This is a genomic window from Rhodococcus sp. AH-ZY2, assembly GCF_030916465.1.
In the GTDB taxonomy this organism is placed as follows: Bacteria; Actinomycetota; Actinomycetes; order Mycobacteriales; family Mycobacteriaceae; genus Rhodococcus; species Rhodococcus ruber.
Window position 1 is genome coordinate 4,396,534 of the sequence record NZ_CP126458.1, and the last position, 23,446, is coordinate 4,419,979.

The 23,446-nt window shown below is 69.7% G+C and carries 25 protein-coding genes; 15 read left to right on the top strand and 10 right to left on the bottom strand.

The window, feature by feature from the left end; all coding sequences use genetic code 11:
* The first annotated feature begins 34 nt into the window (after positions 1-34).
* Positions 35-1,300 carry a GAF domain-containing protein gene (locus QNA09_RS21110; RefSeq protein WP_040274623.1) on the top strand — a complete coding sequence of 422 codons (1,266 nt, stop codon included), beginning with the start codon at positions 35-37 and terminating at the stop codon, positions 1,298-1,300.
* Positions 1,301-1,304: 4 nt separating this feature from the next.
* Here QNA09_RS21110 and QNA09_RS21115 read toward each other — a convergent pair whose 3' ends face one another.
* The 4 genes from QNA09_RS21115 to QNA09_RS21130 form a co-directional block, all read right to left on the bottom strand.
* The gene (locus QNA09_RS21115; protein ID WP_010595691.1) at positions 1,305-2,057 is read right to left on the bottom strand and encodes an SDR family oxidoreductase; all 753 of its coding nucleotides are present in this window, start codon (positions 2,055-2,057) and stop codon (positions 1,305-1,307) included.
* Complete coding sequence (locus QNA09_RS21120) at positions 2,054-3,085, bottom strand: phosphotransferase family protein (protein WP_102031689.1); 1,032 nt, start codon at positions 3,083-3,085, stop codon at positions 2,054-2,056. The genes QNA09_RS21115 and QNA09_RS21120 overlap by 4 nt, the downstream gene beginning before the upstream one ends.
* Complete coding sequence (locus QNA09_RS21125; protein ID WP_210063102.1) at positions 3,082-4,299, bottom strand: acyl-CoA dehydrogenase family protein; 1,218 nt, start codon at positions 4,297-4,299, stop codon at positions 3,082-3,084. The genes QNA09_RS21120 and QNA09_RS21125 overlap by 4 nt, the downstream gene beginning before the upstream one ends.
* Positions 4,300-4,463: 164 nt before the next feature.
* Positions 4,464-5,084: a TetR/AcrR family transcriptional regulator gene (locus QNA09_RS21130; protein WP_140188988.1), complete on the bottom strand. Its 621-nt coding sequence runs from the start codon at positions 5,082-5,084 to the stop codon at positions 4,464-4,466.
* Between the two features lie 119 nt (positions 5,085-5,203).
* On the opposite strand from QNA09_RS21130, the gene QNA09_RS21135 reads away from it, so the two are divergent.
* On the top strand, positions 5,204-5,614 hold the full coding sequence (locus tag QNA09_RS21135) for a metalloregulator ArsR/SmtB family transcription factor (protein WP_051009397.1): 411 nt from the start codon (positions 5,204-5,206) through the stop codon (positions 5,612-5,614).
* The gene (locus QNA09_RS21140; RefSeq protein WP_248957358.1) at positions 5,611-6,675 is read left to right on the top strand and encodes a cation diffusion facilitator family transporter; all 1,065 of its coding nucleotides are present in this window, start codon (positions 5,611-5,613) and stop codon (positions 6,673-6,675) included. The genes QNA09_RS21135 and QNA09_RS21140 overlap by 4 nt, the downstream gene beginning before the upstream one ends.
* A 250-nt stretch (positions 6,676-6,925) precedes the next feature.
* Here the strand turns inward: QNA09_RS21140 and QNA09_RS21145 are convergent, their stop codons facing one another.
* A complete protein-coding gene (locus QNA09_RS21145) occupies positions 6,926-8,053 on the bottom strand; it encodes an NDMA-dependent alcohol dehydrogenase (RefSeq protein ID WP_040274655.1) in 1,128 nt (375 codons plus the stop codon).
* A gap of 142 nt (positions 8,054-8,195) precedes the next feature.
* Between QNA09_RS21145 and QNA09_RS21150 the strand changes: the two genes are divergently transcribed.
* Positions 8,196-8,639, top strand: a complete 444-nt coding sequence (locus QNA09_RS21150) for an SRPBCC family protein (RefSeq protein ID WP_010595699.1) — start codon at positions 8,196-8,198, stop codon at positions 8,637-8,639.
* 139 nt (positions 8,640-8,778) lie between these two features.
* The gene (locus tag QNA09_RS21155; RefSeq protein ID WP_308072477.1) at positions 8,779-9,222 is read left to right on the top strand and encodes an SRPBCC family protein; all 444 of its coding nucleotides are present in this window, start codon (positions 8,779-8,781) and stop codon (positions 9,220-9,222) included.
* Between the two features lie 47 nt (positions 9,223-9,269).
* Here QNA09_RS21155 and hppD read toward each other — a convergent pair whose 3' ends face one another.
* Positions 9,270-10,475 carry a 4-hydroxyphenylpyruvate dioxygenase gene (hppD, locus tag QNA09_RS21160; protein WP_010595701.1) on the bottom strand — a complete coding sequence of 402 codons (1,206 nt, stop codon included), beginning with the start codon at positions 10,473-10,475 and terminating at the stop codon, positions 9,270-9,272.
* Between the two features lie 184 nt (positions 10,476-10,659).
* On the opposite strand from hppD, the gene QNA09_RS21165 reads away from it, so the two are divergent.
* The 3 genes from QNA09_RS21165 to QNA09_RS21175 all read left to right on the top strand — a co-directional run bounded on the left by QNA09_RS21165 (position 10,660) and on the right by QNA09_RS21175 (position 14,046).
* The gene (locus QNA09_RS21165; protein ID WP_017679733.1) at positions 10,660-11,169 is read left to right on the top strand and encodes an Lrp/AsnC family transcriptional regulator; all 510 of its coding nucleotides are present in this window, start codon (positions 10,660-10,662) and stop codon (positions 11,167-11,169) included.
* A 209-nt stretch (positions 11,170-11,378) separates the two neighbouring features.
* A complete protein-coding gene (locus QNA09_RS21170) occupies positions 11,379-12,644 on the top strand; it encodes a Glu/Leu/Phe/Val dehydrogenase dimerization domain-containing protein (RefSeq protein WP_191902675.1) in 1,266 nt (421 codons plus the stop codon).
* Entirely contained in the window at positions 12,637-14,046 is a 1,410-nt protein-coding gene (locus QNA09_RS21175) for an amino acid permease (RefSeq protein ID WP_010595704.1), read from the top strand. Before QNA09_RS21170 ends, QNA09_RS21175 begins: the two co-directional genes overlap by 8 nt.
* 81 nt (positions 14,047-14,127) lie before the next feature.
* Here the strand turns inward: QNA09_RS21175 and fabG are convergent, their stop codons facing one another.
* From fabG to QNA09_RS21195, 4 genes are all read right to left on the bottom strand, one after another.
* The gene (gene fabG, locus QNA09_RS21180) at positions 14,128-14,889 is read right to left on the bottom strand and encodes a 3-oxoacyl-ACP reductase FabG (RefSeq protein ID WP_017679735.1); all 762 of its coding nucleotides are present in this window, start codon (positions 14,887-14,889) and stop codon (positions 14,128-14,130) included.
* 27 nt (positions 14,890-14,916) lie between these two features.
* Entirely contained in the window at positions 14,917-15,678 is a 762-nt protein-coding gene (locus tag QNA09_RS21185) for an SDR family NAD(P)-dependent oxidoreductase (protein ID WP_017679736.1), read from the bottom strand.
* Between the two features lie 148 nt (positions 15,679-15,826).
* Positions 15,827-17,044, bottom strand: a complete 1,218-nt coding sequence (locus QNA09_RS21190) for an acetyl-CoA C-acetyltransferase (RefSeq protein WP_026137538.1) — start codon at positions 17,042-17,044, stop codon at positions 15,827-15,829.
* Positions 17,045-17,080: 36 nt separating this feature from the next.
* Positions 17,081-18,226: an acyl-CoA dehydrogenase family protein gene (locus tag QNA09_RS21195; protein WP_003934461.1), complete on the bottom strand. Its 1,146-nt coding sequence runs from the start codon at positions 18,224-18,226 to the stop codon at positions 17,081-17,083.
* A gap of 109 nt (positions 18,227-18,335) precedes the next feature.
* Between QNA09_RS21195 and QNA09_RS21200 the strand changes: the two genes are divergently transcribed.
* From QNA09_RS21200 to QNA09_RS21230, 7 genes are all read left to right on the top strand, one after another.
* Positions 18,336-18,938 carry a TetR/AcrR family transcriptional regulator gene (locus tag QNA09_RS21200; RefSeq protein ID WP_010595708.1) on the top strand — a complete coding sequence of 201 codons (603 nt, stop codon included), beginning with the start codon at positions 18,336-18,338 and terminating at the stop codon, positions 18,936-18,938.
* Between the two features lie 169 nt (positions 18,939-19,107).
* The gene (locus tag QNA09_RS21205) at positions 19,108-19,680 is read left to right on the top strand and encodes a DUF3558 domain-containing protein (RefSeq protein WP_029540143.1); all 573 of its coding nucleotides are present in this window, start codon (positions 19,108-19,110) and stop codon (positions 19,678-19,680) included.
* Between the two features lie 14 nt (positions 19,681-19,694).
* Positions 19,695-20,021: a hypothetical protein gene (locus QNA09_RS21210; RefSeq protein WP_119700119.1), complete on the top strand. Its 327-nt coding sequence runs from the start codon at positions 19,695-19,697 to the stop codon at positions 20,019-20,021.
* A 283-nt stretch (positions 20,022-20,304) separates the two neighbouring features.
* Positions 20,305-21,600, top strand: a complete 1,296-nt coding sequence (locus QNA09_RS21215) for a WXG100 family type VII secretion target (protein ID WP_237211308.1) — start codon at positions 20,305-20,307, stop codon at positions 21,598-21,600.
* Complete coding sequence (locus QNA09_RS21220) at positions 21,597-22,355, top strand: ESX secretion-associated protein EspG (RefSeq protein ID WP_010595712.1); 759 nt, start codon at positions 21,597-21,599, stop codon at positions 22,353-22,355. The genes QNA09_RS21215 and QNA09_RS21220 overlap by 4 nt, the downstream gene beginning before the upstream one ends.
* A complete protein-coding gene (locus tag QNA09_RS21225) occupies positions 22,348-22,821 on the top strand; it encodes a DUF309 domain-containing protein (protein WP_010595713.1) in 474 nt (157 codons plus the stop codon). Before QNA09_RS21220 ends, QNA09_RS21225 begins: the two co-directional genes overlap by 8 nt.
* Positions 22,821-23,441, top strand: a complete 621-nt coding sequence (locus QNA09_RS21230) for an LON peptidase substrate-binding domain-containing protein (RefSeq protein ID WP_010595714.1) — start codon at positions 22,821-22,823, stop codon at positions 23,439-23,441. Before QNA09_RS21225 ends, QNA09_RS21230 begins: the two co-directional genes overlap by 1 nt.
* Positions 23,442-23,446 lie beyond the last annotated feature (5 nt).

Genomic DNA, 23,446 nt, shown 5'->3' on the forward strand with positions numbered 1-23,446 from the left:
CTCGCGACAACTCGACCGACGAGAGACGGAGACCGTGGGCAACTTCAGCGCCATCGAACCGGGCACCGACCTGCACCGATACGCGCGCGAGCTGGCGCGTATGCACGACGCGGTGATCGGTGGCGGCCGCTCGCCGCTGCGGCCGCGGTCGGTGGTCGCGCGGTCGTGGACGCGGGTGCTCGGCGCCGGTCTCGCCCCCGACGGCAGCAACGCCCGCGCCCTGCTGCCGCTCGCCGAGGTCGAACGCCGGCGCCGCGCCTCGCCCCTGTCGGGGGTGATCGGCGACCTCGAGCAGGTGGTGTGCTCGGTGGCCGAGGCGTCGCACATGCTGATGGTGGTGACCGACGCGGACGGGATCGTGCTGTGGCGGGCCGGGTCGGCGAAGGTTCGCAGCCGGGCGGACAGCCTGGGGTTCAGCGAGGGCGCCCGGTGGACGGAGTCGACCGTGGGCACCAACGCGATCGGCACGGCGCTCGCCGAGGCCGCCCCGGTGCAGCTGTTCTCCGCCGAACACTTCGAGCAGTCCCAGCACCCCTGGTACTGCACGGCCGCCCCGATCCACGATCCCCGCACCGGGGAGCTGCTCGGCGTGGTCGACGTCAGCGGCCCGGCGCTGACGATCCACCCCACGATCAGCGCGCTGGTGGAGACGGCGGTGCGGCTGGCCGAGGCGCAGCTGTGGCGGCTGCACGAGAACCGGCTCGAGCGGCTGCGCACGGTCGCGGCGCCGGTGCTCGCCTCGATGAGCGGTCCGCTGCTGCTCGTCGACGAACACGGGTGGGTGGCGCACGCGTCGGGCGTCGCGGCCACCAAGCGGGTCGCGGCACCGACCGCCGACCGCACCCTGAGCGTCCCGGGCCTGGGGATGTGCGTCCCGGAGCAGCTCGCGCACGGCTGGTTGATCCGGCCCGCCGGCGGCCCGGCGCGGATCACGATGGAGCTCGACCTGTCCGGCGCGCCGACGGTGGTCGTCAGCGGCGCGGACTCGACGTGGCGCAGCGCGCTGTCCGCGCGGCACGCGGAGATCCTGCTGATACTGCACCTGCGGGGCCGCGAGGGGATGACGGTCACCGAGCTCAGCAACGGCATCTACGGCGACCCGGACCACGCCGTCGCGGTGCGGGCGGAGGTGTCCCGGCTGCGCCGCGCGCTCGGCTCCGTCGTCGAGAGCCGCCCCTACCGGCTCGCCGACTCGGTCGATCTGACGCTCACCCTCGGTGCGGCCGAGCGGCTCTCGGACTGTGCGTTCGTCCGGCACAGCGCGAGCCCGGCCGTCCGCGCGCTGGCGGACGGCCGGTGAGTGCTCACGCCCGGTAGGCGTCCGTTCCGGCGCGGCTGAGCACCAGGCGCGGCAGCACCGCGCGCGACGACAGCCGCAGCACCGCGTCGACGAGTTCGACGACGTCGTTCACCTCGAGCATCTCCTCGGCGGGGATGCGGTCCTTGATCCAGTCGGACATGTCGGTGTCGACGTAGGCGGGCGCGATCGCGGACGCGCTGATGCCGTTGCCGGACTCCTCGGCGTTGAGCGTCTCCACGAGCGAGATCAGCGCCGCCTTCGTCGCCCCGTACACGGCCAGACCCGCCTCGGCATAGACACCGGTGATCGACGACAGCGCAACCACTTTCGCCCCGCGGCGCGGAACAGCGGCCGCGGCCTTGCGCAGCAGCGGCAGCGCCGACTGGGCGAACGCGAACGGGGTCTCGAAGTTCACCGACACGGTCTTGCCGAACCGCCGCATCGGGAACTCGGCGATGGTGCCGGCGGTGCCGACGCCCGCGTTGAGGACGAGCGCCCGCATGCTGCCGAACGTCTCCTCGTGTGCCGCGACGACGCGGCTCGCGGTCTCGGGATCGCCGAGGTCGGCAGCGACGACGCGCACCTCGGGCGCGCCCGCGTCGCGCAGGTCGGCGGCGACCGCGCCGAGCCGCGCCTCGTCGCGCGCGGTGAGGGTCAGACCGTAGCCCTGCTGCGCGAGGCGGGTGGCGACACCGAGCCCGATGCCGCGGGACGCACCCGTGACGAGCGCACTGGGGTTGGCGAGATCGGTTGTCATGCGCCACCTCCCCGCAGCGCGTCGAGTCCGGCGGCCGCGAAGACCGGCACGGCCTCCCCCGCCTTGTCGAAACCGTCGCCGACGGTCGCGCCGACGCGCCAGCGGTGGTTGATGCCCTCGGCGATGACGGCGAGCTTGAAGTTCGCCAGTCCCATGTAGAAGTCCCAGTGGGCGAGCTCGCGGCCCGTCGCGACCGCGTAGCGCTGGGCGAGGTCGTCGGCCGACGGCAGGCGCGGGCTGGTCCACGCGGCGGACTCGCCGAGCACCTGGTCGAGCGCGGGGTTGCGGTACACGCACATCAGGGCGACGTCGGTGAGCGGGTCGCCGAGCGTCGACAGCTCCCAATCCACCACCGCCGCAATCTTTCCGGCGTCGCCGGGATCGAGGATCGTGTTGTCGATGCGGTAGTCGCCGTGCACGATCGACGCCGCGGACGATTCCGGAATCGAGTCGGCGAGGGCGGCGTGCAGGCGGTCGAGGTCGTCGAGGTCGCGGGTCTTGACCCGACCCCACTGACCGGCCCACAGCTTGACCTGCCGCGCGACGTACCCGTCGGGGCGACCGAGGTTTCCGAGGCCGACGGCCTCGTAGTCCACCGAGTGCAGGGCGGCGAGCACACGGACGAGTTCGCCGGTGCACGCTTCGATCTCGGTGTCGCTCAGGGTGGCGAGGTCGTCGGTCGTGCGGATCACCCGTCCGGTGACGTGCTCGACGACGGTGAACGGGGCGCCCATCACGGACTCGTCCTCGCACAGGGCGACCGTGTGGGCGACCGGCACACCGCACCCCTGAAGTGCCGAGGTGATGCGGAATTCGCGGGCGACGTCGTGGGCGGACGGGGTGAGTCCCGCCGTCGGCGGCCGGCGCAGCACCCACCGCGACGTGCCGTCGGAGATCGCGTACGTCAGGTTCGACTTGCCACCGGAGATGAGATCGGCGCGCAGTTCGCCGTCGAGGGCGATGCCCGAGTCCTCCAGGTAGCGCTGCAGGGCGGTCAGGTCGAGCCCCTCATGCTGTGCGGTCTTCATGCCCGGCTCTCCTTCGCGGCGGCGGCCTTCTTCGCGGCGCCGACGGCTCGCTTGGCGATGGCCCAGCGGTGCACTTCGGAAGGCCCGTCGTAGATGCGGAACGGGCGGACCTCGCGGGCCAGGCGCGCGACGGGCAGGTCGGCGGAGACGCCGAGTCCGCCGCACATCTGCATCGAGCGGTCGACGATCCGGAACACCGCCTCGGCGGCGAAGGTCTTGGCGATGGACGTGGAGTTGGACGCGTGGGAGCCCTGGTCGAGTTCCCAGCACGCCTGCGTCAGCAGGGCGCGGGTGGCGGCGATGTCGATCTCGTTGTCGGCGACCATCTTCTGGATCATGCCGAGGTCGCCGAGCTTGCTCCCGAATCCTTCGCGTTCGGCGACGCGGGCGACGGCGATGTCGTGGCCGCGGCGGGCGGCGCCGAGCCAGCGCATCACGTGCGTCATGCGGGCGGGTCCGAGCCGCACCTGCGCGTAGGCGAAGCCTTGGTCGACCTCGCCGAGGACGGCGGAGTCGGGCACGAACAGGTCCTCGAAGAAGACCTCGCAGTGGCCACCGATCATGGCGCGGTCGATGGTGTCGATGTGCCGGCCGACGGTCAGCCCGGGGGCGTCGGCGGGCGCGAGGAACATCGTCGCCCCGCCGCGCTGACCGGGCTCACCGGAGGTGCGGGCCATGATGATGAAGAAGCCCGCGCCGTCGGCGCCGGTGATGAAGTACTTGCGGCCGTTGATCTTCCAACCGCCGGGGGCCTTCTCGGCGCGGGTGGTCAGGGCGTTGGGGTCGGATCCGGCACCGGGGGCCGGCTCGGTCATCGCGAAGCCGGACCGCACGTCGCCGTGGGCGAGCGGCGCGAGGAACTGCTCCTTCTGCTCCGGGCTGGCGATGTGCGCGAGCATGTGCACGTTGCCCTCGTCGGGCGCGGCGATGTTGAGCGCGATCGGTCCGAACAGCGAGTACCCGGCCGCCTCGAACACCGGGGCGCGGTCGACCATGCCGAGACCGTGGCCGCCGTACTCGACGGGCGCGTGCGGCGCGAAGACCCCGGCTTCCTTGGCCGCCTGCTGCAGCTTCACCCGCAGGTCGTCGCCGCCCGCGGCAGTGATGTCACCGTTGTGGGCGTCCTCGACGGGCAGCACGTGCTCCCGGACGAACTCCTCGGTCTTCGCCACCAGCGCCTGGACGTGTTCCGGGTACGACAGATCGACAGCCATCGCGATTCCTCCTCCTCACCCCGACCGATCGATCGCTCGGTTGCTTCAACCGTGACATACCCCACCCCGCGCGGTCAACCCAGGGCGCCCTACCGGGCGCCCACCGCGCCGGGCCTACCGGGCGTCTGCCGCGCCGTGCCTACCGGGCGTCTGCGGCGCCGGGCCTACCGGGCGCCTACCGCGCAGCGTGCGATCGCGAGGTAGCGGCGGACGACCTCGTCGGGGGACAGCGGTCCGTCCGGCCGGTACCACGAGGCGACGGCCACGCACATGGTGGTCACCGCCCGGCTCGCATCCTCCGGGAACGCGGTGCCGAACCCCCCCTTCGCCACCCCGTCCCGGACGATCTCGTCCAGCATCCGCTGCTGCTCGTCACGCAACGCGATGTACGCCTTCCGGTTACCCGGTTCCATGCTGCGCATCTCGGTGGAGGCGACGAACGCCTGGTTGCGCCGGAACATGTGGAACCGCAGCAGCGACTCGACAACGGCGTCGAACCGCTCGGACGGTGTCGGTCCGGCCTCCGCCAGGGCCTGCTTGCTCCGGTCGAGCAGGTCGCGCATCACCAGCGTCGTCAACGACACCAGCAGTGCCTGCTTGGATGGGTAGTGGTGGTACAGACCCGGAACCGACAGCCCGGCCCGGGCGGCGACCTCCCGTATCGAGGTGCCGTCGTACCCCCGCTCGGCGAACGCCTCGAGGGCGGCCTCGAGGGGCTTCGGCAGGGTCGACGGCCCGTACTGCCGCCACGTCCCCGGTTCGACGGCTTCCTCACGCGTTTCCATGGCATCACCGTAGGCGACCCCCCGGCGCCGTCGTCACCAGTCGTGCTCTCGCACTTCCGCTGCCGGTCCGAACTTCCCACCCCTCCCGCCGACCACAGGAGAAGGTCTATTATCTGCGTATGCATGCAGACAATGGACCATGTCGGCGGAGACTCGACGACGACCAGGTCGGGTTGGTCGTCGAGGTGTTCCGCATGCTTGCCGACGGGACCCGGGTTCGACTGTTGTGGGCCCTTGTCGACCGGGAGTTGTCGGTGACCGAACTGGCCGAGCATGTCGGTAAGGCCGCCCCGTCGGTGTCGCAGCATCTGGCCAAGCTGCGGATGGCGCGACTGGTGCGGACCAGGCGCGAGGGCACGACCATCTACTACAGCCTCGAGAACGAGCACATCAAGCAGTTGGTGACCGATGCCGTGTTCAACGCGGAACACGCCGGCCCGGGTGTGCCGGGGCACCACCGCGCCGACGCCGGACTGCGCACCCTGCACGAAGGCTCCGGTCGAGCCGGCCTGCAGCAGGAGGCCACATGACCTCCCGGCGCGGCCACGGCCACGGCGACCACGGGCACGGCCACGGCGACCCCGGGCACGGCAGCCACGAGCACAGCAGCCACGAGCACAGCAGCCACAGGCGTTCGGGGCTCGTCGGCGCCCTGAGGGATGTGTTCGCGCCGCACAGCCACGACTCGGCCGACAGGGTCGATTCCGCCCTGGAATCAAGCAACATCGGCATCCGTGCCGTGAAGATCAGCCTGGTCGCCTTGGCCGTGACGGCGGCACTACAGGTCGTCATCGTCGCTGCATCCGGTTCCGTCGCGCTCGCCGCAGACACCGTGCACAACTTCTCCGACGCACTGACCGCCGTGCCCCTGTGGATCGCGTTCGTGCTCGGACGTCGGGCCGCCACCAGGCGATTCACCTACGGCTACGGCCGGGCCGAAGACCTCGCCGGGCTGTTCGTGCTGGCAATGATCGCCCTGTCCGCGGTGATCGCCGGCACCGAATCGATTCGGCGCCTGATCGATCCCGTCCCCATCGAACACCTCGGCTGGGTCGCACTGGCCGGGCTTGTCGGGTTCATCGGCAACGAACTCGTCGCGGTCTACCGGATCCGGGTGGGCCGGCGCATCGGCTCGGCGGCCCTCGTCGCGGACGGCCTACATGCCCGGACGGACGGATTCACTTCTCTGGCAGTTCTTTTCAGCGCCGGCGGGGTCGCACTGGGTCACCCTGTCGCCGATCCCGTGATCGGAATCCTCATCACCGTCGCCATCGTGCTGGTTCTGCGCACCGCCGCCCGGGACGTCTTCCGCCGGTTGATGGACGGCGTCGATCCGGAGCTCGTCACCACAGCCGAACGCGTCCTGTCGGGCCGGGTCGGCGTCGACCGCGTTCGCAGCCTCCAGATGCGCTGGATCGGTCACCGCCTGCACGCCGATGTCGAGCTCGACGTCGATCCGGGGCTCAGTCTGAGCGCTGCGCACTCCGTCGCTCACGAAGCCGAGCAGGCACTGATCGCCGCGGTCCCGCACCTCACCACGGCACTGGTGCACGCCTATCCCCCTCACGAAACGGAACTGCACGCCACCTGAGGTCAGTTGCTCGACCTGCGTCGTGCAGTACGGACCGAACCCCGGTCAGGACACGCCGGTTCCGGGTTGCCCGTGGACGCAGGGGGTCGCACAGGTCGAGGGTGCGGTTCGCGTGCGGCCCCTCCGGGACGTTCCGGCCGCGCGTCGGCGACGTCCGCTCGACAGTCCGGACCGGTGGCATGCGACGACGCCGGAAGACCGAACGAGCGGCGGATCCGTCGTGGGATCCGCCGCTCGTTCGCCCGCTCACTCAGTAGTCGTCGTCGCCGTAGAGCACCATGCCACGCAGGTTCCGGCCCTCGTGCATGTCGGCGTAGCCGTCGTTGATGTCCTCGAGCCGGTACGTCTTGGTGACCAGCTTGTCGAGTTCGAGCTGCCCGCTGCGGTAGAGGTCGAGCAGCTTCGGGATCTGCGAGCGCGGTCCGACACCACCGAAGATCGCACCCTGCAGCCGCTTCTGCAGCAGGGTCAGCTCGAACAGGCTCAGCGTCACCTGGGTGTCGGCGGCGCTGCCCATCCCCACCACGACCACCTGACCGCCCTTGCCCGTCAGCGCCATGGACGGAGCGATGATGTCGCCGTGGATCTCGCCGACAGTGATGATCGTGACGTCGGCCATCGCCCCCCAGGTGATCTCGCCGATCACCGGCAGCGCCTCCTCGATCGAGGCGAAGGTGTGGGTCGCCCCGAACTTCTTGGCCTGATCGCGCTTGAACTCCACCGGGTCGATCGCCACGACATGCCGGGCACCCGCGTGTGCGGCACCCTGTACCGCGTTGATGCCCACGCCGCCGATGCCGATCACGACGACGGAGTCACCCACCTTGGTGCCGCCGATCGCCGTCGCGGAGCCCCAGCCCGTGGCGACGCCGCAGCCGAGCAGGGCGGCCTTGTCGAGCGGGATGTCGTCCTCGATCTTGATGACCGACGCTTCGTGCACGGTGACGTACGGCGCGAACGTGCCGAGCAGGCACATCTGGATCACCGGGTCACCGTTGAGCGTCACCCGGTGGGTCTTGTCGGCGATCGCCTGCCCGGTGAGGAGGTTCGCCCCCTCGTCGCAGATGTTCTGCAGGCCCTTCGCGCACGCGCGGCACCGCCCGCAGGCCGGGATGAAGGCGAGCACCACATGGTCGCCCTCCCGGATGTTGGTGACTCCGGGCCCGACCTTGGTGACCACGCCGGCGCCCTCGTGCCCGCCGAGGACGGGGAAGGACGGCATCGGCGTCGCGCCGGTGCGCAGATGTTCGTCGGAATGGCACAGCCCGGACGCAGCCAGACGTACCTGTACTTCGCCGGCGACCGGATCGCCCAGGTCGATCTCCTCGATCTCCCACGGTTGATTGAGCCCTTTGATCACCGCAGCCTTGGTCTTCACGAACCCTCCCACCGGATCCACTGTGAACTGTGTCACCATGAGTAGAGCAGGACGAGCGTCCGAACGGACGACTTTGAGGATCTCCCCAGGACGCGAGTTACCTGATACCTTGGGTAACAGAAATGTCCCCACGGAGGTACAGATGATCCACATCCGCCACAGCGCCGTCGCGGAGGTCCCCCTCGACGTGGCGTTCGCCTACCTCGACGACCACCGCACGGTCCCCGAATGGATGTACGGCGTCCACCGCTTCGAACCGGTGGGGTCACAGGTCAACGGCATCGGCGCGATCTTCGACGCCACCATGCAGATCGGGCCGAAGGGCCTCGATTCGCGCCTGGCGATCGTCGACTGGGAACTCGACCGCAGGATCGTCCTCGACTCCATCGCCGGATTCCGCACCTCCTCGTGGTGGGAACTCGCCGACCTCGGCGACGGCCGGGTCCGTCTCGACGTCGACTTCGCCTACCAGCTCCCCGGCGGGCTGGCCGGGCGGGCACTGGGCAAGCTCATCGAACCGGTGGTGAGTACCGCGATCCGCCAGACGGAACAGGCGCTGCGCTCGAATCTCGGCCACGTCGCCTGAGCGCGCGCCGGCCTCGGGCGGGGCAATTCGCGCGCTCGTCCGGAATCCGCCCGCACTGCTGCCTGGGCGGATTCCGAAGGTGCGAGCAAGTCCGCTAGGTTCCCGGCGGAGGTTCCGCCGTATGACTGACGATCGCCGCATGATCCACGTGCGCCACGACGGGGTGGCCCACGTCGAACTCGACACCGCCTTCGCATACGTCGCCGACCACCGCACGGTCCCGGAGTGGATGTACGGCGTGACCCGCTTCGAGCCCGAGGGCGAGCAGGTCCGCGGCGTGGGCGCGGTGTTCGACGCGTGCATGCGGATCGGTCCGGCCGCCTTCACCTCCCGGCTCGAGATCGTCGAGTGGGAGGACAACCACCGGATCGTGCTGAGCTCGATCTCCGGCTTCCGCACCCGCTCGGCGTGGCAGTTCGACGACCTGGGCGACGGCGACATGCGGCTCGCCGTCGACTTCGGCTACCAGCTGCCCGGCGGCCCGGCCGGGCGTGCGGCCGGGCTGCTCATCGAGCCCCTGGTGGGCACGATCGTGCGGCGGACCGAGAACGCGCTGCGGGACCAGGTCGTCCGGAACGCCTGATCCCGCAGCCCTGATCCCGCAGCCCTGATCCCGCAGCGCGGAAGAGATCAGAAGTTGCCGCGCGCTTCCTGCTCCCGCTCGATCGCCTCGAACAGGGCCTTGAAGTTGCCCTTGCCGAAGCCGAGCGAACCGTGCCGTTCGATCAGTTCGAAGAAGACGGTCGGCCGGTCGGTGATCGGCTTGGTGAAGATCTGCAGCAGGTAGCCGTCCTCGTCGCGGTCGACGAGGATGCCGCGCTTCTGCAGCTCCTCGATCGGCACCCGCACCTCGCCGATCCGGGCCCGCAGCTCGGGGTCCTCGTAGTAGGCGTCCGGGGTGGCGAGGAACTCCACGCCCTCCTCACGGAGCCGGTCGACGGCGGTGAGGATGTCGTTGGTGGCCAGCGCCAGGTGCTGTGCGCCGGGACCGCGGTAGAAGTCGAGGTACTCGTCGATCTGCGAGCGCTTCTTCGCCACGGCCGGCTCGTTGAGCGGGAACTTGACGCGGTGGTTGCCGTTGCAGACCACCTTGCTCATCAGGGCCGAGTAGTCGGTGGCGATGTCGTCGCCGATGAACTCGGCCATGTTGGTGAATCCCATGACGCGGTTGTAGAAGTCGACCCACTCGTCCATGTGGCCGAGCTCGACGTTGCCGACCACGTGGTCGAGCGCCTGGAAGATCCGCTTGGGAGCGCCGTCGCGCTTGCGGTAGGTCGACGACTTGTCCACGTAGCCGGGAAGATACGTGCCGGAGTACCGCGAGCGGTCGACGAGGGTGTGCCGGGTCTCGCCGTAGGTGGCGATCGCGGCGAGACGCACCGTGCCGTGCTCGTCGCTGATCTCGTACGGCTCCTCGAGCACCGTCGCGCCCTGGGCCCGGGCGTGCGCGACGCACTTGTCGACGTCGGGCACCTGCAGCGCGATGTCGACGACGCCGTCGCCGTGCCGGCGGTGGTGGTCGACGAGCGGGCTGTCCGGATCCACCGCACCCTTGACGACGAACCGCACCGCACCGCTCCGCAGGACGTAGGCGTGGTGGTCGCGGTTGCCGGTGGTGGGACCGGAGTAGGCGATCAGTTCCATTCCGAACGCGGACTGGTAGTAGTGCGCGGCCTGCGTGGCGTTACCCACCACCCACACCACCGCGTCCCAGCCGCTGACGGGGAACGGGTCCCGATCGGCGTCGTACTCGACGAGGCCGACGAGCTGCCGCAGTTCCTCGGCGTTCAGCTGGGCGAGCTTCTCGCTGTCGGTAAGGGTGAACTCGAGAGTCATGGCGATTCCTCCTGCCGCCGGACGCGGCGCCATCGGTGTGTCGTGTGTCACCAGGAAAAACCTGTCGCAAGGACGGCGCAATCTCCCCCTTTTCAGCTGGCCCACCTGACTGGAATACGAGGGATGCCGGGCGCACCGCTATACAATCGGTACAGTTTCCGCCGCCTCTTCGGAAGGAACGGCCATGCGTGACGCCGTGCAGCTGGACGAGTTGGATTTCGCGCTCCTGGAAACGCTGCACACGGATCCGAAGATCGGTGCGCTGGAGTTGTCCCGGCGGTTGCGGGTGGCGCGCGCGACGGTCTCGGCACGGGTGCGCCGGCTCGAGGAGTCCGGCGTCATCGCCGGCTACGAACCGCGCCTGAACCTGGCGGCGGCCGGATTCGAGGTCCAGGCCTTCGTGACGATGGAGATCGTCCAGGGTGCGCTCGAAGCCATCACCGATGTCCTCGAAGCGATTCCCGGGGTGCTCGAGGCGTTCGCGACGACCGGCGCCGGCGACATCCTGTGCCGGATCGCCGCGGACTCCCACCTCGGGCTGCAACAGACGCTGATCGAACTGAACCGCTCGTCGATCGTCGCCCGGTCGACCAGCGTCATGGTGTTGTCGGAGGTGGTCCGCTACCGGGCCATGCCCCTGCTGCGCACCCTCCAGCCGGGCAGAACCGCCAAAGCGCCCGCCTACCGCCGGTAGAGCTGACGACCGGCCCACCAGCCCTCCCCCGCAGAAAACGGCGGCACAGCTCTGCACACTGCACAGAAAATCGGCATCCCGCTGCGCTACAGCTCTTCAGGCTGATCAGTAGCGCAGGCCGCACTTGCGCGGCGTTTGTAACCACGGTCACAGTCTTCTTCATTCGCCCGCACCCGGGCACCGCACCGTCCCGACTCCCGAGAGAAGACATGAAGAACCTGCTGACCCGTTTCGAGGACAAGGCCCCCGAGATCGTCTTCGAGTGGCACGACACCGAGACCACTGCCCGCGGCTGGGTCGTCATCAACTCCCTGCGTGGTGGAGCGGCCGGCGGCGGCACCCGCATGCGCCGCGGCCTCGACCGCCGCGAGGTCGAGTCCCTGGCCAAGACCATGGAGGTCAAGTTCACCGTCTCCGGTCCGGCCATCGGCGGCGCCAAGTCCGGCATCGACTTCGATCCGTCCGACCCGCGCAAGGACGGGGTGCTGCGCCGCTGGTTCGCGGCCGTCGCGCCGCTGCTGCGCGCCTACTACGGCACCGGCGGCGACCTCAACGTCGACGAGATGAGCGAGGTCGTGCCGCTCACCGAGAGCAACGGTCTGTGGCATCCCCAGGAGGGCGTCGTCAACGGGCACTTCGCCGCGGACGAGCGCGAGCGCATCCAGCGGGTCGGGCAGCTGCGGCTCGGTGTGGCCAAGGTCGTCGAGGACACCCGCTTCACCCCCGCCCCGGACGCGAAGTACACGGTGGCCGATCTCATCACCGGCTGGGGCGTCGCCGAGTCGGTGCGGCACCACTACCGCATCTACGGGGACGCGGCCGGCAACCGCGAGCTCACCGGCAAGCGCGTGCTCGTCCAGGGCTGGGGCAACGTCGGGGCGGCCGCGGCCTACTACCTGGCGCAGGCCGGCGCCCGCGTCGTCGGCATCATCGACCGCGACGGCGGCATCCTCGACACGGACGGACTCGACTTCGACGAGGTGCGCACCCTGCTGCTGACCAAGAACGGCAACGCGCTCCGCAGCGACCGGATGCGTCCCTTCACCGAGGTGCACGACGCGATCTGGGACCTCGGCGCCGAGGTCTTCCTCCCGTGCGCCGCGTCCCGGCTGGTCACCCGCGAGCAGGTCGACCGTATGGTCGCGGCGGGCCTCGAGGTGATCGCCAGCGGCGCGAACGTCCCCTTCGCCGACGACGAGATCTTCTACGGTCCCACCTACGAGCACGCCGACAAGTCCGTCTCGGTGATCCCCGACTTCATCGCCAACAGCGGCATGGCCCGCGCCTTCGCGCAGCTCATGGAGGGCGACGTCGAGGTCTCCGACGCCGCGATCTTCGGTGACGTCTCGGACACGGTTGCCGGGGCGCTGCAGCGCTGCCACGAGCGCAGCGCCGACCATACGGGCGTCGCGGCCACGGCGTTCGAGATCGCCCTCGACCAGCTGGTGCCGGCGGGGGAGCGCATCGATGACTGACACCTTGGCCACCCCACCGGCCACCACGGCCGCGCCCGCCCCACGGGCGATGCTGCATCAGGCGATGCGACCGCGGCAACTGGTGATGATGAGCCTCGGCGGCGCGATCGGCGCGGGCCTGTTCGTCGGCTCCGGCGCCGGCATCGCGGTCGCCGGCCCGGCCATCCTCGTCTCGTTCCTCGCCGCTGCAGCCCTCGTGGTCCTCATCATGCGGATGATGGGCGAAATGGCGGCCGCGAACCCCGCCAGCGGTGCGTTCTCGGTGCACGCGGAGAACGCCCTCGGTTCCGTCGCCGGTCGCACCATCGGCTGGCTGTACTGGATCCAGGTGGTCATCGTGATCGCGGCGGAGGCCACCGGCGCCGCCGCCATCACCGCCGCCTCGATCCCCGGGATCCCGCAGTGGGCCGCGGCCCTGTTCTTCATGGTCGTCCTCACCGGCGTGAACCTCGTCGGCGTGCGCCGGTTCGGTGAGGTCGAATTCTGGTTCGCGGCACTGAAGATCGTCGCCATCGTCGCCTTCCTCGCGATCGGCGTCGCGATGATCGCCGGCTGGGTGCCGGCCTTCGACAGCACCGGGTTCGCGAACCTGACCGCACACGGAGGCTTCGCCCCCACCGGTATCGCCGGCATCGCCGCCGGACTGCTCATCGTGGTGTTCGCGTTCGGCGGCACCGAGATCATCGCGATCGCAGCCGCCGAGACCTCGGATCCGCGCCGCAACGTCGGCCGCGCGGTGCGCACGCTGATCTGGCGCATCCTGGTCTTCTACATCGGCTCGGTGCTGATCATGGTGACGGTGCTGCCGTGGACCTCCGAGGATCTCGTCACGGGACCGTTCGTCGCGGTGCTGAACGCCGGCTCGGTGCCGGGGGCCGCCGCCGTGATGACCGTGATCGTCGTGGTGGCGTTGCTGTCCTCGCTCAACGCGATGCTCTTCAGCGCCTCACGGATGATCTACTCGCTCTCGCAACGCGGTTCGGCGTACCCGGTGTTCGGCCGGGTGGCCGCCAACGGCGTGCCCCGCAACGCGGTCCTGGCCTCGGTGGCGTTCGGATTCGTCACCGTCGCACTCAACTACGTGCGTCCCGACAAGGTCCTGCCGCTGCTTCTCAACGCGGTCGGCTCGACCATCCTCGTGCTGTGGACGTTCGTGGCGGTCTCGCACCTCGTGCTGCGTAAGCGGGCACGCCGCGAAGGCACCGAAGACGCTCTGCCGCTGAAGATGTGGGGCTTCCCGTACCTGTCGTACGCGACGCTCGGCCTGCTCGCCGGCATCGCCGTGCTCGCACTGTTCGACTCGGCCGCGCGCACCCAGCTCGTCGCGACGGGTGCCCTCACCGCGACGATCGCGGGCGCGTGCTGGCTCCTGCACCGCCGGCAGGCGGTCCGGCAGCCGTAACCGACCGTACAGACGACGACGCCGTGCGTCCTCCCGCAGGGGGGAAGGACGCACGGCGTCGTCGTGGTTCGGTCTCCGCCGTCAGTCCTTCGGACCACCGGCGACGTAGATGACCTGGCCGGAGACGAAGCCCGCGCCCTCGCTCGCGAGGAACGACGCGGTGTGCGCGATGTCCTCGGGCTTTCCGGTGCGGGCGACGGGGATCTGCGACGCCGCGGCGGCCTTGAAGTCCTCGAACGACATCCCGACCCGCTCGGCCGTCGCCGCGGTCATCTCGGTCTCGATGAAACCGGGGGCGATCGCGTTGGCGGTCACGCCGTACTTGCCGAGCTCGATCGCGAGGGTCTTGGTGAAGCCCTGCATGCCGGCCTTGGCAGCGGAGTAGTTGACCTGGCCGCGGTTGCCCAGCGCGGAGGTGCTCGACAGGTTGACGATGCGACCGAACTTGGCCTCCACCATGTACTTCTGCGTCGCACGGGACATGAGGAACGCGCCCCGCAGGTGCACGTTCATCACGGCGTCCCAGTCGTCGACGGTCATCTTGAACAGCAGGTTGTCGCGGGTGATGCCGGCGTTGTTGATCAGCACCGTGGGATCGCCCAGTTCGCTCGAGACCTTCTCCACGGCCGCGGCGACGGACTGCTCGTCGGCGACGTTCGCACCGACGGCGAGGGCCTTGCCGCCGGCCGACTCGATGGCCGAGACGGTGTCGGCGCATGCGGACTCGTCGAGGTCCAGAACCGCGACCTGGAATCCGTCCTCGGCGAGACGCTTGGCCACTGCGGCGCCGATACCGCGCGCGGCGCCGGTGACGATGGCGGTACGGGTGCTTGCTTCGCTCACTGCTTACCTCCGGTGTGGTTGGAAACTTCAGTTGATGGTGAGGCCGCCGTCGACCGCGATCGTCTGTCCGGTGACGTAACCGGCGGCCGCCGAGGTGAGCCACACGGCGGTGGCGGCGATCTCGGCGGGATCACCGGTGCGGCCCAGGACGATTCGCGGCTTCATGCTGTCGAGATAGCCGGGCTGGTATTCGTCGGTCATCTCCGTCTCGAAGAATCCCGGCGCGATGGCATTGACGCGGATGCCCTTGCGAGCCCCCCACTGCTGGGCCAGGTCGCGGGTCAGACCGATCACGCCGGCCTTGCTCGCGGCGTAGGCGGCTTGCGGCAGTCCCGCGGTGGTGAGGCCCAGGACGGAGGAGATGTTGACGATGGCGCTGCCCGGCTGCATGACGCGCCCGGCGGCCTGCGCTGCCCAGTACGAACCGTTCAGGTTGATGTCGATGACGCGCCGGAACTGCTCCGGAGTCTCCTTGGTGGCCGGGACGGCCGTGCCGATACCGGCGTTGTTGACGAGGATGTCGACCTTGCCGAAGTGCTCGACCGCGGCGTCGACCATCCGCTGCGCCTGCTCGGGCTCGGCGATGTCGGTCTCGACACTCAGCGCGCGGCGACCTGCCGCACGGACGAGTTCGGCGGTCTGTTCGAGCCGGTCCGCGCGACGGGCCGCGAGCACGACGTCGGCTCCGGCCTCGGCGAGGGCCTGAGCGAAGGCGACGCCGAGGCCGGAGGACGCGCCGGTGACGATCGCGACGCGGTCGTCGAGTCGGAACTTGTCGAGTACGGACATGGGGGTAGTCTCCTCCGAAAATTGGTACCTACGCGACTTGTATAGTTGAATTCGCGCTCGAGTTCAAGATTGTTTTTTCGAAAAAGGCGCGGTCACAAGCCCTTTCGGGCCCGCGACCGCGCCTCGTTCGCGTTCCGGTCGAGAGGGGTCAGCTCAGGCGCTCGAGCACCATCGCCATGCCCTGACCACCGCCGACGCACATCGTCTCCACGCCGAACTGCTTGTCGTGGGTCTGCAGGTTGTTGAGCAGCGTGGCGGTGATCCGCGCCCCGGTCATGCCGAACGGGTGGCCGAGGGCGATCGCACCACCGGAGACGTTCAGCTTGTCCTCGTCGATGCCGAGCTCACGGGCGGAGCCGAGCACCTGCACGGCGAACGCCTCGTTGATCTCGAACAGGTCGATGTCGGAGATGGTCTTGCCGGCGTTCGCGAGGGCCTTCTTGACCGCCTCGATCGGGCCCAGGCCCATGATCTCCGGCGACAGGCCGGACACGCCGGTCGAGACGATCCGTGCCAGCGGGGTCAGGCCCAGCTCCTCGGCCTTGGTGTCGGACATGATCACCAGGGCCGCGGCGCCGTCGTTGAGCGGGCAGGCGTTGCCCGCGGTGATGGTGCCGTCGGGGCGGAACACCGGCTTGAGCTGGCTCACGGCCTCGTACGTGGTGCCGGGCCGGGGGCCGTCGTCGGTGGTCACGACGGTGCCGTCGGCCAGGGTGACGGGGCTGATCTCGCGCTCGAAGAAGCCGGACTTGATGGCTTCCTCGGCCCGGTTCTGCGACCGCACGCCCCACCGGTCCTGGTCTTCGCGGGAGATGCCGGTCATCGACGCGACGTTCTCCGCGGTCTGGCCCATCGCGATGTACACGTCAGGCAGCAGACCCTCGCTGCGCGGATCGGTCCACGCCGTGCCACCCTCGGCGAGCGTGGCGGTGCGGGCCTCGGCGTCGGCGAAGAGCGGGTTCTTGGTGTTCGGCAGGCCGTCGGCGTTGCCGGTGACGAAGCTCGAGACGGACTCGACACCGGCGGAGACGAACACGTCGCCCTCACCGGCCTTGATCGCGTGCAGTGCCATGCGGGTGGTCTGCAGCGACGACGAGCAGTAGCGGTTGACGGTCACGCCGGGCAGGAAGTCGTAGCCCAACTGCACCGCGACGACGCGGGCGATGTTGAACCCGGACTGGCCGGCGGGCTGGCCGCAGCCGAGCAACAGGTCGTCGATCTGGGTCGGGTCCAGCTCCGGCACCTTCGCCAGGGCGGCGGCGACCATCTGGGTGGCCAGATCGTCCGGGCGCACGGTCTTGAGCGACCCCTTCATTGCCCGCCCGATGGGAGAACGGGCGGCGGAGACAATCACAGCTTCGGGCATCACGCGCTCCTTGTTCGGTGTTGACGCTTCGAGTCTCTACAGGCCCAGATCGCGGCCGATGAGTTCTTTCATGATCTCGTTGGTGCCGGCCCAGATCTTGGTGACGCGGGCGTCCTTCCATGCACGAGCCACACGGTACTCGTTCATGAACCCGTAGCCACCGTGGATCTGCACGCACGCGTCCAGGACCTCGGACTGCGTCTGCGCGCTCCACCACTTCGCCTTGGCCGCGTCCACGGCGGTGAGCTTGCCGTCGGCATGCGCCTCGACGGCCTGGTCGACGTACGCCTCGGCGACCTCGATCTTGGTGACCAGCTCGGCCAGCAGGAACTTGTTGTACTGCATGGCGCCGATGGCCTGGCCGAACGCCTTGCGCTCCTTCGCGTACTCGATGGTCTCGAGCAGGATGTGCTTGGCGTGGTGCACATTGTTGACCGCGGAGCCGAGTCGCTCCTGCGGCAGCATCTTCATCATCGAGATGAAGCCCATGCCCTCCTCGCCGATGAGGTTGGCGTGCGGGACGCGAACGTCCTTGAAGAACAGCTCTGCGGTGTCGGCCTCGGGCTGACCGACCTTGTCCAGCTTGCGGCCGTTCTCGAAGCCCTCCATCCCGCGCTCGACGGCGAACAGGGAGATGCCCTTCGCGCCCTTCGACGGGTCGGTGCGGGCCGCGACGACGACGAGGTCGCAGTTGTAGCCGTTGGTGATGAACGTCTTGGCGCCGTTGAGGATCCAGTCGTCACCGTCGCGCACGGCGGTGGTCTTCAGGTTGGCGAGGTCGGAGCCGCCGGACGGCTCGGTCATGCCGATGGCACAGATGAGCTCGCCGGTGGCGCAGCGCGGCAGCCAGCGCTCGCGCTGTTCCTCGTTGCCCAGGTGGACGATGTAGGGGACGGTGATGTCCGAATGGATACCCATCGACGAGGACAGCGCCATGTTGGCCCGGGCGAACTCCTCGCCGAGGATGGCGTTGAAGCGGTAGTCGTTCGCCTCCATGCCACCGAAGCGCTCCGGGATCTCGAGCCCCAGGAAGCCGGCCTTACCGGCCTCGATCCAGATGTCACGCGGGATCTCGTGACGTTCGATGAGCTCCTCCGCACGGGGCATGACGAACCGGTTCACGAACTCGCGCGCCGACTCGCGGAACGCCTCGTGATCGGGGCCGTACAGGGTGCGTCGCATCAACCGCTCCTCAAATCTGTAAGCATCTGCTTATTTTCTAAGCGTGCGCTTATAGTGAACCGCGGCCGCTATCTTGTCAACCAGGCCGCAGCAGGAACGGGAGCACGACGTGAGCACATCCAGGGACGCGGTGATCAGCGGATCGAAGGCCGCGGCCCGGCTACGCGAGGCAGCCGTCGAGGTGTTCGCCGAGAACGGCTACGGCGGCACCACCACCCGCCAGATCGCCGCCCGCCTCGACATGAGCCCGGCCGCGATGTACCCGCACTACAAGTCCAAGGAAGAACTGCTCTACGCGATCAGCTACGAGGGCCACGATCTCGCCCTCGAGGTGGTGCGCACCGCCGACCTGCCCGACGAGGACGCCACCACGCGTCTGTCCACCGTCATCGCCCGGTTCGCCGAGTGGCAGGCCGAGCACCATCGCCGCGCCCGCGTCGTCCAGTACGAACTGACCGCCCTCACCCCGGAGCACTACCGCGTCATCACCGGCCTGCGCCGACGCACCACCCAGGTCGTCCGCACCATCGTCGACGCCGGGGTCGCCTCCGGCGAGTTCACCGTCCCCGACACCGAGGGCGTCACCCTGGCCCTGATGTCGCTGTGCGTCGACATCTGCCGTTGGTACCCCTCCGGCCGCTACAACGAGCCCCACGCCATCGCGAACCTCTACTCCGATCTGGCCCTGCGCCTCGTCGGCGCCGTCCGTTAGGATCTGCCCCACACGACGGATCGGGGGGTCCATGATCGGGGGGACGTCTTCGCGCGGCGATCGGCCGACTGCGCACGCAACGGATGTCGCGGGTGACCGGAGAGCGCGTCGGCCACACGCTCGCGCCGCGACCTACCGAGAACGACGACGGGTACGCACGCGTGGGTGGATCGTCGCCGTCGCGGCGGCGACGGCCGGCGCGTGCACCTCCGTCGCACCCCCGGAACCCACAGCACCCGCGGAGCCGCCGGCCACGTCGACCACCCGTGTGCCGCGCATCGTCGACGAATCCGACCGGCCCCCGGTCACGTTCGACCCCTGCCTCGACATCCCCGACCAGGTACTCCGCGACGCCGGCTACGACCCGAAGTCGGAGGAGGTCAGCGACTTCGCCGCGACGCACTACACATTCCTCGGGTGCAGCTATCAGGGCACGTTACGCATCCCCGGAGTTCTCCGCCGTTACGGACTCAATCTCAATTCCGGCAACATCACCTTCGCCGAAGTGCAGGAGAAGGTCGGCGGGTACGCGACCCCCATCGAAGTCGACGGCCGACGCGCCCTCCTCGAGGTCGACCCGAGCCTGCGCCACGCGTGTGCCGTCAACGTGGAGACGTCGTTCGGGGTCCTCATCATCTCGCGCGTCTACCACCCCGACCACGGCAACGGCGTCCCGCAAGGGGAATGGTGCGCCGGACTCGAGGACACCGCCGCGCGGATCTCCGTACTCATCGGCAACTGATCGGAAGGAACAAGGTGAGCAGACCGCTGCGACTCGACCCCCACACGATCGACGAGATCGTCGCACTATGCGACACCATGCTCGCGACACTGTCCCACGCGATCGACCGATCCGAGGACCTGACCCGAGCCGTGAGCTTCGGCGGATTCGAGTCCGCGGAACAACTTCGCCGAGGCTTCCTCATCAAGGCCAGGGGCACCCCGGAGTCCGCCTACGAGCGGCTCACCCAGTTCCACGAGGTCCTCGCCCGCATGCGCGAGACCTTCGCCGCGGGCGGGCAGGGATTCCTCGACGCCGAGTACGACTGGGCCCGGCACCTCGGCACGACCGACTCTGCCTGAACGCCAGCACTTTTGCGCCGGTCGACGAGTCGCGCGATATCCGCGCGGGCGGCAGTCATCCGCGAACTCAATCGAGGGCGCGGACGACTGGGGACCGCGCGGATGCGACGAGGGCGATCGCGGCACCACCTGCACGGCCCGGCACGACTCGCCACAGGACTGTCCGGTCCGCTACGATCCTGCGCACTACCACGGAATCGGGGGGACTCCATGGGCATGTCAGTCGAGGCTTCACACGGCACCGGAAGACGCGCGGCGCGACACGTCGCGGTCGTGAGCGGAAGTGCCGAATAAATTGTCGTACAACGAGAATCCGATCCGGTCGATGCTCGATCCGCTGCTCGATCCCGCGGTGCCGGAGCGGGTCGACGCCCTGACGAACTGGCACACCAGCCTCGTTGCACGGCTCGACGGCAGCTTCGATCCGGACTATGCCACCGTGTTCGAGAACTTCCACAGCATGGAGCACGACGCCATCTACCGGGACGTCCAGAGAATGGACCCGGGTGCGATGAGGAGCCTGGCGGAGAGCTGGCGCGCGATCGCGACCGACATGAGCATCGGCTTCATCTTCGGAACCCAGATGATCTGCAACAAGATTGCCGAGGGATGGGACGGCGAGGCGGCACAGCAGGCCGTGGCGGCGACCCGCTCCTTCGCGACGTCGGCCGAACAACTGGTCGCCGCCCTGCTGGCGGTGTCGACGAAGCTGGCTGCGGCATCGGAGATCGCCACCGCCGTCCGAACCAATGTGCAACCACCGCCGATACGGATCCCGATGCCGTCGGGTGTGGTGGTGCCACAGGACACGGCGGAGTTCGCGCGGGCGGCGGAGGCTGCACGCACCGAGGCCGTGCGCGTCATGGAGTCGCTCTACGTCCCGCACTACCGCGAATCCGGCACGGCGGTCCCGATCCTGCCGTCCCCGCACGAGGCGACGGCAGGATCGGGACCGCTCGGACCGAGCCCAGCGGAGCGCCCCGCGGATAGTGCGAACGGCCGAGGTGGCGGTTCCGGGCCCGCGGGAGCCGGCAGCGACGGCCGACCGGTCACGGACACCGCGTCCCCCGACGCCCCAGCCCCCGACGCCCCAGCCCCAGACGCCCCTGCCCCAGACCGTCACGCGGCACCGGGCGACCCGACGACGGGTGCTGCCGAGCCCTCGACGACCGTCCCGGCCGCGACGACGGCGGCCGGCGCGACCACGACCCCGGAGCGCTCCCCTGGGGGATTCCCGGGCGGAACCGGCGGAGCGACGTCGGGGGGCGGTGGCGCGGGAGGCGCCGGCGCGGGGACCGGCGCCGGCGCTCCGGGACTCGGCGGACCCGGTCCCGTCGGCGGCGTGCCGATGGCGAACGGAACGACCGGTTCGGCGACGTCGGGTCCCGGCGCGCGCGCCGGCTCCGGCCGCGCGGGCGGCATGTACCCGGGCATGCTGGGCGCCCCCGCACGCCCGGCACGGGACGACGACGCCGCCCGCACGGTGCCCAGCTACCTCGTGGGCATCGACAACGGGAACGAGCTGATCGGTCCGATGCCGCTCACCGCGCCGCCGGTACTGGGGGTCGATCCGGCATGACGTGGCGGCTCACACCCGACCGGTTCCTCGCGCTGTGGACCGCGACAGGACTCGACGAGGTCCCGTTTCCCCTGCGCTACCGCTCGACCGCGCTGTGGGAGGACGAACACGCCGCGAACGTGGAGGCGGCCCACCGGTGGCGGCGCATGAATCCCGACGAGCAGCTCGCGGCGGCGATGGCGACGATGCGGCACGCGGAGGTCACCGTCGAGGCGTACGGGCAGACCTCGGCCGACTCCGAGCTGCGGCTGCGGGGCTGCATCAGGCACGACTCCGCGGTCCTGGTGCGACAGGAACCGGGGCGTGCCGGCGACTTCGTCGTCACGACCACGTCGGCGTACACCTTGGCGGACGCCGTCGTGCAGTGTCTGCCCGACGCACCCGCAGGCACGGCGCCGGCGCTGTCCGCGCCCACCGCGGAGGTGGCGGAGTTCTCGACCCCGACGCAGGTACTGCGGACCGCGCAGGCGCCGCCCGCAGTCCGATTGCGACGGCTGCTGACCGATCCCCGGTCCGGGACGGGCAACCTGCGGGTACTGTCCTCACCGGACGGTCTGACCTTCACGCCGGTCACCGATCTCGGTTGGTTCGACGTCGTCGGGGACGGCCGGTACCTGTTCCGGACGGGCCGCCACACCCACGTCTGTCCCGCGTCGCCGGAGCTGCTGCGCGACGAGCTGGCCCGCGCCGTCGACGGGGCTCGCGAGAAGCGCGGTCGGGTCGGCGATACCGGTTTACGCTGGGTTCATGGTTGAACGGGATCGAACCGTCGACGGTAGGCCGCAGAATGCCCGTCCGCGCGACGCGCTGGGGCGTCCTCTCCCCTACGGCGAGGAGGGTGTCGAGCGGGTCCCGGAGGACCTGGACCTCGAGCCCGACGAGGCGATCACCGAGGCCCAGCGGCTGCTCGACCACGGCCATCCGTTTCATGCGCACGAGGTGCTGGAGAGCACGTGGAAATCGGCGCCGGTCGAGGAGCGGCCCCTGTGGCAGGGGCTGGCGCAGCTCGCCGTGGGGCTGACGCATCTGCTGCGGGACAATCCGGCGGGTGCGGCGTCGTTGTTGCGGCAGGGGGAGGCGCGGATCCGGCACTACGAGGACGAGCCGCCGCACGGGCTGGACATCGACGGTCTGGCGGCGTGGGCCGAGCACCTGCTGACCGAGATCGAACGCGGCGAGCCGATTCCGGAACCGCCGATTCCCCGGCTGCGGCTGCCCTGATGCCCGTGCTCCCGATGTTCCCGCTGGGAACCGTGCTGCTGCCGGGCGACGCGCTTCCGCTCCATGTGTTCGAGCCGCGCTACCGCCGCCTGGTCCGGGACTGCCTCGCAGATCCGGACGGGCCACGATTCGGCGTCGTGCTCATCGAGCGAGGGCACGAGGTGGGGGGCGGGGAGACCCGCCACGACGTCGGCACGATCGCGCGGATCGTGATGGACACCGAACTCGACGACGGTCGATACGTCCTGGAGTGCATCGGGGAAGAGCGGATCCGGGTGAAGAACTGGCTTCCGGACGACCCGTACCCACGCGCGGAGGTCGAGCCGTGGCCGGACACGGTTTCCGGCCCGGTGGATTTCGCCGAACTGAGCGTGGGGCTCGGCCGGCTCTACGGTCTGCTCGACCGGCTGTCGAACGGTCGGATCGAACCGCCGAGCATCACCGAACTGCCCGACGAGCCGGGCGCGCGGCTGTTCGCACTGGCGCGGTTCGTTCCGATCGGCGAGGCGGACCGATTGCAGGTGCTCACGGCGCCCGGACCCGCCGAACGATCGGCGGTGGTGACCGAATGCGTCTCGAACGCAGTCCAGCTCGCCCAGTGGCGCCTCGACAGCATGTGAGATCG